Annotated in this window: 11 protein-coding genes and 1 pseudogene; 8 read left to right on the top strand and 4 right to left on the bottom strand. The window is 68.2% G+C overall.

Annotation, left to right across the window (positions count from 1 at the left end; translation table 11 throughout):
• Positions 1-58: 58 nt before the first annotated feature.
• Entirely contained in the window at positions 59-922 is an 864-nt protein-coding gene (locus tag VFL99_RS03145; protein ID WP_325104872.1) for a Gfo/Idh/MocA family protein, read from the bottom strand.
• 82 nt (positions 923-1,004) lie between these two features.
• Complete coding sequence (locus tag VFL99_RS03150) at positions 1,005-1,241, bottom strand: hypothetical protein (protein WP_325104873.1); 237 nt, start codon at positions 1,239-1,241, stop codon at positions 1,005-1,007.
• Positions 1,242-1,418: 177 nt separating this feature from the next.
• Between VFL99_RS03150 and VFL99_RS03155 the strand changes: the two genes are divergently transcribed.
• The 3 genes from VFL99_RS03155 to VFL99_RS03165 all read left to right on the top strand — a co-directional run bounded on the left by VFL99_RS03155 (position 1,419) and on the right by VFL99_RS03165 (position 3,851).
• Positions 1,419-1,643 carry a DUF6191 domain-containing protein gene (locus tag VFL99_RS03155; protein WP_325104874.1) on the top strand — a complete coding sequence of 75 codons (225 nt, stop codon included), beginning with the start codon at positions 1,419-1,421 and terminating at the stop codon, positions 1,641-1,643.
• Positions 1,644-1,991: 348 nt separating this feature from the next.
• Positions 1,992-2,258, top strand: a complete 267-nt coding sequence (locus VFL99_RS03160; RefSeq protein ID WP_325104875.1) for an SHOCT domain-containing protein — start codon at positions 1,992-1,994, stop codon at positions 2,256-2,258.
• Positions 2,259-2,564: 306 nt separating this feature from the next.
• The gene (locus VFL99_RS03165; RefSeq protein ID WP_325104876.1) at positions 2,565-3,851 is read left to right on the top strand and encodes a hypothetical protein; all 1,287 of its coding nucleotides are present in this window, start codon (positions 2,565-2,567) and stop codon (positions 3,849-3,851) included.
• A gap of 239 nt (positions 3,852-4,090) precedes the next feature.
• Here VFL99_RS03165 and VFL99_RS03170 read toward each other — a convergent pair whose 3' ends face one another.
• Positions 4,091-4,756: a hypothetical protein gene (locus VFL99_RS03170; protein ID WP_325104877.1), complete on the bottom strand. Its 666-nt coding sequence runs from the start codon at positions 4,754-4,756 to the stop codon at positions 4,091-4,093.
• Positions 4,757-5,016: 260 nt separating this feature from the next.
• On the opposite strand from VFL99_RS03170, the gene VFL99_RS18390 reads away from it, so the two are divergent.
• The 5 genes and pseudogenes from VFL99_RS18390 (at position 5,017) to VFL99_RS03185 (ending at position 8,899) form a co-directional block, all read left to right on the top strand.
• The gene (locus VFL99_RS18390) at positions 5,017-5,208 is read left to right on the top strand and encodes a YunG family protein (RefSeq protein ID WP_422663476.1); all 192 of its coding nucleotides are present in this window, start codon (positions 5,017-5,019) and stop codon (positions 5,206-5,208) included.
• A pseudogene (locus VFL99_RS18395) lies at positions 5,159-5,284 on the top strand (YunG family protein); the annotation flags it as partial. The gene VFL99_RS18390 and the pseudogene VFL99_RS18395, both read left to right, overlap by 50 nt.
• 127 nt (positions 5,285-5,411) lie before the next feature.
• Positions 5,412-5,768: a VOC family protein gene (locus VFL99_RS03175; RefSeq protein WP_325104881.1), complete on the top strand. Its 357-nt coding sequence runs from the start codon at positions 5,412-5,414 to the stop codon at positions 5,766-5,768.
• 941 nt (positions 5,769-6,709) lie between these two features.
• Positions 6,710-7,429: a DinB family protein gene (locus VFL99_RS03180; RefSeq protein ID WP_325104878.1), complete on the top strand. Its 720-nt coding sequence runs from the start codon at positions 6,710-6,712 to the stop codon at positions 7,427-7,429.
• A 606-nt stretch (positions 7,430-8,035) separates the two neighbouring features.
• The gene (locus VFL99_RS03185) at positions 8,036-8,899 is read left to right on the top strand and encodes an alpha/beta fold hydrolase (protein WP_325104879.1); all 864 of its coding nucleotides are present in this window, start codon (positions 8,036-8,038) and stop codon (positions 8,897-8,899) included.
• A 436-nt stretch (positions 8,900-9,335) separates the two neighbouring features.
• Here the strand turns inward: VFL99_RS03185 and VFL99_RS03190 are convergent, their stop codons facing one another.
• Positions 9,336-9,821: a DUF1905 domain-containing protein gene (locus VFL99_RS03190; RefSeq protein ID WP_325104880.1), complete on the bottom strand. Its 486-nt coding sequence runs from the start codon at positions 9,819-9,821 to the stop codon at positions 9,336-9,338.
• Between the last annotated feature and the right edge of the window lie 482 nt (positions 9,822-10,303).

Consider the following 10,303-nt stretch of genomic DNA (forward strand, 5'->3'; position numbering starts at 1 on the left):
CGGTGACCGGACAACGGAGGCGGACAACAGTCCACGTGTGGGCAGATGCCTGGTGCGGTCAGCGGGGACCAAGGGCGAGGTCGATCCGGTGCAGGAGGTCCACCACGTCACGGCCGAATCGGACGCTGCACCGGTGGTCGGTCCGTGCCGCACGGCACTGGCCCAGCAGTTCGGTCACTGCGCGCTGCTGGGCCTCGACGACATCGACCGGGGCGTTGGGACGGGCGTGCCAGCCCTGGTCGTCGTAGAACTCCAGATTGAAGCGAACGGCCTCCGGCGGCATCGTCAGGCTCAGCTGGACGGTGCTGGTGGCGCCGCCTTCATGGGTCAACACGATGCTGACCAAGTCGTCGAACCCGCGGGCGCCGCCGACCTCCGCGACCGGGCCGAGCGCAGGCAGCAACGCGGACAAGGCGTGCGGGCCGACATCCCACAAGGCACCCTCCTGCTGCCTCCAGATGGATGTCGCGTAGGGGGTGTCCGGCGTCCGCAGCGAGGCCAGCCACTCCGCCCGAGCTCCGAGAGCGCCGCCCCGGAGACGCTCCTGCAGCCACGCTTCCCGCTCGGGCACGAACCGATCGGTGAAGAACACCACGGTGCTGACGCCGGCCTCCTCCACTGCCGCCAGCAGCCGGTCTGCGGCGGCGAGGTCCGTGGCAACGGGTTTCTCCAGCAGCAGGTGCTTGCCTGCCACGGCGGCCCGCAGCGCGAGTTCGGCCTGCACCGTGGGGGGCACCGCGAACGCCACGGCGTCGACCGCCTCGAAGAGCGCGTCCACGTCGGCGTATGCCGTGGTGCCGTGTCGGGCAGCCACGTCGGTTGCCTTGCTCTGGTCGCGGCCCCACACACCGACCAGCTCAACGTCGGGATGCCCCGCCAGACCAACGGCATGCACCTCTCGGGCCCAGTAGCCCGTGCCCACCAGTCCGAATCGTGTCCTTTGCACCTGCTCAGCCTTCCTGTCGATCGCCCCAGCCGCGAGATCAGCGTTGGGTCGCGGTCGCTCATGTGGGTTGGTCGGGAGCCTCGAGGAACTGCTGGGACCTGCCTCCCTCCTGCTGCACCCCGAACTTCAGGCTCTCCTTCTGCTCGAAGTTGTCGAACGTCGGGTAGCCGACCTGCTCCGCCCGGTGGCCGCTGCTGGAGCCCAGGTGCTGCAAGCCGCCACCCTGCGTCCCTTCGTCGTTGATGAAGAGGATGCCGGCTGTCGCGAGCCGACCCGGATGCTCGACCAGCCGCAAGGCTCGTGTGGCTCGAAAGACGGCTTCCCTGGCCCCCGCCAGGGCATTCTGGACTTCTGTCAATCGTGGCGTACACCCCTTTTGGACACTGTCCCCCGATGCCTACCAGAATCATGGCCACATGAGGTACACGCGTGGCGCGTACTGTGGGGCCAGTCCCGATGGGAGGAGCCACGCATGAGCTGGATTGAGATCTTCAATCCCGGTTACCGGCACACCGTCGAGGAACGCGAGCGCAAGCGGATCGAGGCGCAGAAGCCGGGCAGCGAGGGCAACCCGCTGGGGGTCGACTTGGAGAAGGGCGTGGTCCACATCGTCATGCCCGCCCCAGCCGCTGATCAGGGTGAGCAGCACAAGCCTGACGGCAAACGGAACCACGGAAGCCGCGCCACCTCCGACTAGGCAGACCTGCGAGTGGCGCGCTCCGTCCACCGGCATTGAATCCCCAGTGGCCGGCCCTGACCGAGCGCCGGACCGGTCGAAGGCCTCTCCCTCGTCTCGCACGAGCCTGGCTCGAAGAGGATGGCCAAGGCGGTCATCCAGCACCTACAACCCGGCTGCCCCGTCAGGCCGAGGACCATCCCGACGACCCGATGAGATCACGAACCCGGGTCCGTTCCTCGGCCAGCCCTCCCAAGCAGCCACGCCCCGAAGCCAATTGCCCACGGGCCGGGACCAACGGCCCTATCGCGCCACTGGCTGCTGGCGGACAGTGAGCATGAGAGCGTCGATGAACGGGTGAGAACGATGATGTATTGGGACGACGGCAGCAGCTGGATCTGGATGATGCTCATGCCCGTGCTCTGGATCGTGCTGATCGGCGTAGTCGTCTGGGCGGTGGTTCGCGTTACCCAGCAGCTGTCCGTAGGCGGCGGCGGGGACCTCGGAGGACACGAGCCGAACGAGACCCCGGAGGAGAGTGTCCACCGCCGGTTCGCCGCTGGGGAGATTGACGCCGACACCTACTCCGCGGCGCGCGAAGGCTTGGCGAAGCATCGCGCTCGTCAGCGCCGCTGACACCCTGCTTCGCAGGGTTGCTATCCGCTACTTCGAACCCTCCACTGAGCACCCCCAGCGTGCAACCCGCCGACCCGACCCTTCAGTTGGCGTGGCCTTCGCGGCCTTCGCTTTGCTGTGGGGGTCCGTCCCGAGCCGGTGCGCAACAGCGACCGGGCCACGCCGTTCTTGCTGTCGGCGGCCGCGAGCAGCGGAAAGACCGTGGCTTCCTCGGTGACGACCACATCACACCGCTCACCCATCCGCTTGCCGCGAGGTTGGTGGTGTGCTCTCGAGTCACTCACGGTTCGGGTGTAGAACCAGTCCATGACGACTGTTCCTGCCACCGTGACTAACGCCGCTGAGCTGGCGGACGCGATCGCCGCCGGGGCCGACGAGATCGTGGTGGAGGGCACGATCACCGGCTCACCGTCGATCACCCTGCCGCCGGGAACGGTGCTGCACGGCGGAGAGCTGGTGTTCACCGCCAAGGGGGTGCGGCTGACGCGGGACAACACGCTGCGGGACATCACGATCACGACCACGCCGTACGAGGTCGCTGTGTACAACGACACCTCGGTGCCGGACGCGAGCGTCTTGAGGTTGGAGAATGTCACCACGGTTGGGCAGGTGCTGATCCTGGCCGACCAGGCCACGATGCGGGTCCGGGTGGAGAGCCGGGGGCTGCACGTGCGGGAGGCCGATGTGCGGGGCCGGGTGGAGCAGCCGCACGGGTTCGGGGTGGACGTGCTGCAGGGCGGGGTGACGCTGTGGAACCGCCAGCCCGACCCGTCCTCCTCGTTCACCGCGACGCTGCGCGACGTGTCGGTCGGTACCGAGGCGACACCGGTACGCGGGTCGGGGGTGTTCGTGGCCGGGTACGGCGACCGAGAGGGCCACGGCGCGGGTGGCACGTTCACCGCCGACCTGATCCAGACCGGCACGGTCGTGACCGACGGTGGGATCGCGCCGGGCACCCCGGACAAGATCACCGGCGGGGTGTTCGTCGTCTCCGGCGCCACCGTGGACACGGTGGAGAACGCAGGCACGGTCACCACGCACGGGCAGAACGACATGGTGCTGGACAACTGGGGGTACGTGAAGAAGTGGGTCGCCACCGCGCAGATCACCTCCACCGGCCCCTCCGGGATCGGGTTCGTCAACTTCGGCGACATCGACACCCTCGAGGTGCAGGCCCCGATCCTGACCACCGGTCCCGGTGCACGCGGGTTCAACCTGTACGACGGGTCGCTCAAGGAAGCATCGTTCCACTCGATCAAGACCACCGGCGACGGCTCGATCGGCATCCAGGTCTCCAAACCGCTGGGCGCGCTCACGGTGCACCACGACGTGGAGACCACCGGCGGCCAGGGGATGAGTCTGGTCAAGGGCGTGCAGGTGTCGTTGAAGGCGGTCGCGTTCTCGGTCAAGGCCGGGGGCAGGATCGACCAGGTCACCATCGGCGGATCGCTACGCACCCACGGAGACGACGTGGTCACCCTCGAGGTCGACGACGGCGGCACGGTCAAGGAGATGACCATCGGTGGCGCCGTCGAAGCGCTCGGAACAGGGTCAACCACGACCTCCATCCACGGGGACGCCCCCGCAATCTGAGCGAGCCACCCGTGGGGTGCACGAGGCGACCAACACAGCTCGGGTAGACGTCCCGCAGGCCGCGAAGGCCCCGGGGACCGCCAGGAGCCTCATCGACGCCTGCACGGACCGCTAGGACCCGAGGGTGGTCAATTGACTGCTGGGCGCGGGTTGACGGCTCGGCGTGGGTCGTCTACGGGTGTCGGTGCCCCAGTCTGCGACCAGATCGATGGCGGGCACGTAGCTTCGGGCGGACAGGATTAGCGTCGGACGATCCGGCCGCAGGCGACCGGGGTGGTAGCCTCGAACAGGTTGCCCAGTGAGGAGGAGCCGGGGTACTGCGGCAGGTGCAGGCCGTGCACCACGACGTGCAACTGGGTCAGGTCCTTGGCGACCGTGATGGGCACCTTGAACGAGCGCCGGTAGGTGAGCACGCCGCGGTCGTTGGCGCTGGTGAACTGGGGCACGTTCAGCGCGGCGCCTGGACCGGTGGAGCCGGTCTTGGTCAGCGACACCTGGACCGGCCCGTAGGCGGTGTGCCCCTCACTGAGCGAGATGATCCCGTCCGGGACACCGGGCACGAACGAGGCCGGGTCCAGTGGGTCCCCGGTGTTGACGTCGTCCTTGAGGGTGGGACAGGTGTTGTTCATGCCCAGCATGCCGTGGATGTGCATGGCGTGCGGTTCACCCGGGGTCACGCCGCGGACCCGCAGCCTCACCGTGAGGTTGCGCCCGTGCACCCAGATGGTGGCGTGCCCGTGCACGTGCGATCCGCCGACCGCGGCCGGGTTGTCCGGCACCGGGGCGAGGTCGACGGAGTAGACGCCGCTGGGTGCGGAGGGGTCCGGAGCCGCGTGGGCCAGGCCGGCGGTGGCGGGAAGCAGCAGTGCGGCGGGCAGGGCCGCGAGGGCAAGGGATTTGCGCATTGTCCAACCTCCGAAGGAATCGGTGCGCCCCTCTGGTGGCGGTCACCACGCACGCACAATGCAAAGAGGCATTCGAGGACACCGACCCCCTCGGATGGGCCACCCACGAACGCGGCGACCGCTAGCGACCAGCTCAGCCATCGACTCTCGCCCAAGCGGTTCTTCTCAGCCAGCACTACACGCCCCGGGGGACCGGCGCCAGAAACACCGACGACCGAGCCCGTCGACCTCCCACCGAGAATCATGCGGGTGCCTACTTCCTGTCAGCTTGGGCCGCTGATACCTGCTACCCGGAGAGCCGAGAGGACTGGACTCCGGAGGACCCAGCCCGCGACCAGTGCGGAATGACGGCCCTGGTCGCGCAGGACGTGCTGGGCGGTGACCTCGTCCTGGGTGAGGTGCATGTGGGCAGAGTCCAAGCCGGATCATCATTACTGGAACCGATTGGCTGACGGTTGGGACGTGGATCTCACCGCGGACCAGGTCAGGCATGAAGAGCAGGTGGTGGGCGGCGCGGTGGTCATTCGACCGCCGGATGCCCCGCATCGGCACCGCGAGCAGCGTGAACTTCTGCGCAGACGAGCCCTCGCCGCGCGCTCCACTCGAGTTCCGCTTGCGCCGCCGGCTGTCCGCCGTCGCCGCTACGGTGCAGGTCATGGCTATCGCACGCTTCCCGGTTGTCGTCTTCGACTGTCCCGATCCCAAGATCCTGGCCGAGTTCTACGGCTCGCTGTTGGACTGGAAGGTCGAGCAGCACGAAGATTGGTGGTCGATCCGAGCCGAGTATGGAGACTCGATGGGCTTCCAGAAGGTCGACGACTTCGCCCGCCCGGACTGGCCCGGCCAGCAGCTGCCGCAGCAGATGCACATCGACGTTGATGTCGATGATCTAGACGCCGCGGAGGCGGCGGTGCTCGAGCTCGGTGCGGTCAAGCATGCGCACCAGCCAGGGACCACTTTTCGGGTCTTCCTCGACCCCGCTGGTCATCCGTTTTGCCTGTGCACGACCTAGAGGACCGGTGACCGATCCGGCTACGGGACGGCCGATGAGGTCCGGGCATGCTCACGCGAGCAAGTTCAGCAGCCAGAGGCACCGCGTACGGCATCAACACGTCGGCTCCGATGGAATTGTGATGGACCGGATCTGCCCCTGAACTAGGTAGTTTCCGTATGTCGATCCTGGACGGGAGCTGGGCCGCCCGCGACACCGACGTCGTCGGCATGTCGCCATGTCGCGGGGAGGCGTCCAGCGGTTGCGCGGTCGTCGCCACCGGCGAACGTCGGTCAACACCACCCACCAGTAGCCGGTCGGGCCACTCCTGCCGCAGCCGTGGTAAGTCGCGGCACGCGAGCCTCGGTCCGGTCCAGACTCGGTGAGGATCGCGGCGTGCTTGGCGGCCGGGCCCGTGATCGACACGGTGGCTGATGCGCCGGGCACCAACTGCGCGCCGCCGTCATCGAGACCATGGCACCGACGGCGGTGGCCGCAGCGCGGCCCGCTTGCAGCCGTCCCCACGCGCTCATCTTCCCCGGGCCCACCGATCGAACCGGTGCAGCCCAGCGCCAGCAGCTTCTCGTGCGCTTTGTCCGCGCGGATCTTGCCCTTGGAGTGCTCCACCCACTCCTCGACCTTGGGCAAGAACCCATCGATCAGCTGCGGGCGGGCCACCGACGCATCCAGCACACGACGGCGCTTCAGCACCGCCAAGCGCACCCCAGGAGGAGCCCGGACCGGGGGAACCGGTCAGGCAGACGAATTCGTGTCGGGCAGATCCCATGGCCGCCAGTGGGCACTTCTCACGGCCACCAGCGGGCAGTTTCATGACCGCCTTCGGGCAGGTACTCGTGGCCGCCGTCACACGCCTGCGGTGATCGGGGAGGTTCGCGTTCAACTGGCCGCGGGGGCGCTGTAACCGGCTCCGGATGTCGGGGGCCTGGCATACCGTGCCGAGTATGAAGCGGTGCGTGGACGAGGACTTGCAGGGCGCGGAGTTCCGCGAGTGCAACCTGAACAACGCCCGGCTGATCGGCGTGATGATGCAGGACGCCGTGATCGAGGGGCTGGTGAGCAACCTGTTCGTGAACGGCGTCGAAGTCATGGTGTACGTCGAAGCCGAGCTCGACCGGCGTTACCCGGTCCGCCGGCTCCTCCGCTCCGACGACCTGTCCGAGCTGCGCCGGGGCTGGTCGCAGCTGCGCACCGATTGGGCCGCAACCGTGGCGCGCCTGCGGCAGTCGCCCGGCATCGAGCACCGGAGCGTGAACGAGGAGTGGTCGGCGGTGCAGACGCTGCGCCACCTGGTCTTCGTGCACGACTCGTGGTTTCGGCGCTGCTGCCTGGGGTCGACCGAGCTGTTCACCCCGATGGGCCTGGGCATCGAGTGCGTGCCCGGCCGCCAGGCGCAGGGGCTCGACCCGTCGGCGGACCCGACGCTGGAGGAGGTGCTGGCGATCAGGGACGAACAGGCGGTCGAGCTCGAGCGGTGGCTGGACGCCCTCACCCCCGAGCAGCTCCAGGAGCCCGCGCCGATACCCGACAACGACATGTGGCCGCCATACGCACGCGGACGATCCGTGCGGCAATGCTTGGGCACGGTGCTCGGCGAGGAGTTCGAGCACCATCGGTACTGCGTGCGCGACCTCGATCTCATCGACAGGTCGGTCGCAGGGTGATGCCCAGCCCGCACGTCACACTCAAAGGCCAGCGCTTCTGGTTTCAGCACCAGCTCCCAGTAACCCGCGTTGGCCGCGGTGAAGGTACGCCCCGGCTCGTCCCAGGCGACCAGCGCCAAGGGCATCTCCTCGAACGCCGCGGCCGCCTTCGCCACCCGCGTCGGCGCATCATCGCCGGTCCTGCCTGCGCATTCGTCAGCCTGTTCACTCACGCAGCCCATCGTCACCCGCGCTCAGAGCGCCGAGCGGGCGTCCTCTCGGCGAGCTACCGCCGCGACCCACGAGCCACGGCCCCGAACGCGCTGCACGACCCCGCATCACGGCCGCAGACCCCGGGTCCTCTGGCACCGGACAGACCCATCGACCAACCGGGGCAGGCGTCGCGCGAGAAGATCGTCGCGCCGGCACGCCGAGTCCTCGCTGCTCGACTCCCGCCCGGCGAGCACGCCGTGCTCGACATCCGCCATCGCGCCACCGCCTATCGGCCTCACTGACTGACGAGGGTGCCGGGCAGGGACCGGTGACTGCACAGTCCCGGACCGGACGTCTGGAGCCGAGGGGGCGCTGCTGACCGGCTCGGAGGCCGTGGGTGGCTACTCTGCTTCCGTGGCTACGAGAGGCGTGACACGGTCGGTGACAGTTGAGGGCTCTGGCCCGGATCTGGTCCTGCTGCATGGCGGGCCGGGCCTGACCGACTACATGAGCCTGCTCGATGCCGAGGTGGCCGGGTGGCGCAGGATCCGATACCAGCAGCGCGGGCACTCTCCGTCCCCGGTCTGCGGGCCGTTCACCATCGAGCAGCAGTTGGACGATCTGGCCAGCGTGCTTGAGGCAGGACAGGTCGAGCGCTGCGTTGTCCTCGGCCACTCCTGGGGAGGGCACTTGGCTCTGCAGGCGGCGTTGGCGTGGCCGGACAGGATCGAGGGCGCCGTCTTGGTTGACCCGATGGGCCCCACCGGGGACGGCGGCGCGGAAGCGCTGGGGGTCGCGTTGGATGCACGGTTGACCGAGCCGGCGCGATCCCTGGCAGCAGGACTTGAGGAGCGGATGGCCCGGAACGGCGGGACCGATGCGGATGCGACCGAACAGCTCGGCCTGCTCTGGCCGGGCTACTTCGCGGCGCCCGGGCAAGCTCCACCGCTGCCCCCGGGGTGCCGTCTCGGTCTGACCGCCTACGCGGAGACGATGGCTGCCACGCTTGCCCACCTGCAGGACGGGTTCGCCGAGCGACTCAGCCGGGTCGACATTCCGGTGGAACTGGTACTCGGCGAACACAGCCCGTTGCCACTGGAGGCGGGACTGGAGACCGCGCGCTTACTCCCGCTGGCCCACACCAGCGTGATACCGAACGCCGGCCACTTGCCTTGGCACGAGCACCCCGGATGCGTCCGCGAGGCACTCACCCGGGTCGCTGAGCTGCTGAGCCACCGCCGCCAGCGAGCTCGGCCTGCGATCACGCCACAGCGCTGACCCTCACGACGTCAGGAGCGGGACCGGCGCGCGAGCACTCCAGCACGGGCTCTTCGCAGCTGGTCCAGGCGCTGACCCACGGGTGCAGGCAAGACGACCACGGCGCCATGCCCTGGTGCGTCGTCCAAGCCGTCAACACCTCATACGTGGGCGGCGGATCTCCACGGGCTGCAGGGCAACGAGCCGGTCCCAGTCGGTATGGAGGTAGACCCACGTGACGGCGCCGGTGCGCTTGTCGACCAGTGGCCGAGGCTGACCGTACAGGAGGGGGAGCAGCTTCCCTTACCTGGGGCGGCCCTCCATACGTGGGACAGCGTGGCGGCACCTCCGGCAGTTCGCTGACGGCCACGGTCATGAGGCGCAGCAGCGCCTGGTCCATGTCCGTTCGCGCTGGACGGGGCACGTACCGGGCGGGATGTCTTGCGGGCTCGAGAGATCAGTTCAGCCGTTCAGTGAGGTGTACTTCGACGTCATCACCGTCGTTCTTGCCGATTGCCTTGCGGATCGCAGCGGCCATAGGGAGTTTGTGGGTGCCGTCTCCCAGCGCCATGAATGCTCCGGTGAACGGCTGCCCGTCGACGGTGCCAGCCACCTTGACCAGCCCTCGGGTTCCGAAGATCTTCGCGGAGTCCGGCGGTTGGACGCACGTCCAAGTCTCGCCGAGGCGCACCTTGCCAAGGCGGGCCGTGAAGGTGATGTCCAGAGGTCGGGGGGTCGACGTCTTGTGCTCCTTCGTGGTGCCGATCGGGCGTAAGACCCTCGTTCCGGTCGGCGTCTCCTTGGCTCGTGGGGCTCTCAATGGTGGGACCGGGGAAGGAGAAGTATGAGCGACTGCCCCGGTCCGGATCCGGCGGACCTTGTCGTGGGCTTCCCGGAGCGTTTCCAGGTCCGACACGCTCTGCCATGACGTTGTCACCGTCATACCCCAGTAGACGGAGTGGCAGACCGAAAATCATCGCTTCCACCGCACAGCTCGCCGCCCGAAAGGGATCGCCCATGAGTCTGGTCCCGCAGGTGGATCGGCATTCGAAGGGGTGGTTCCCCGCTCGAACTCGAGAGCTCGCGGTTCAGCCGGTACTGGATCGTTGGGCCTGTTCCAGCCGTCGCGGCGGAGCGGTCCTGCCCGAGGCCCACCAAACGGGACGGCTGACGAACCCGCCCTGCGGACCACCTGTTTCGGGAACAGGTTGCGAATGGCCCGGGCCCGGTCACGAATTCGCTTGTCTCACACAGGATTGGAGCCGACGGGGGGACTCGAACCCCCAACCACCTGTTTCCCCGCAGCTCCATCTTGAGAGTTGCCGACATGCCCGGAAGGAGGCCATCGACGCAGGTCAGAGCCTGTTTGGCTGTCGCGTCGTTCATCACTACCTGCCGCGTGTTGTCGGCCAAAGTGATGGCGAA

Source organism: Segeticoccus sp. (genome assembly GCF_035708005.1).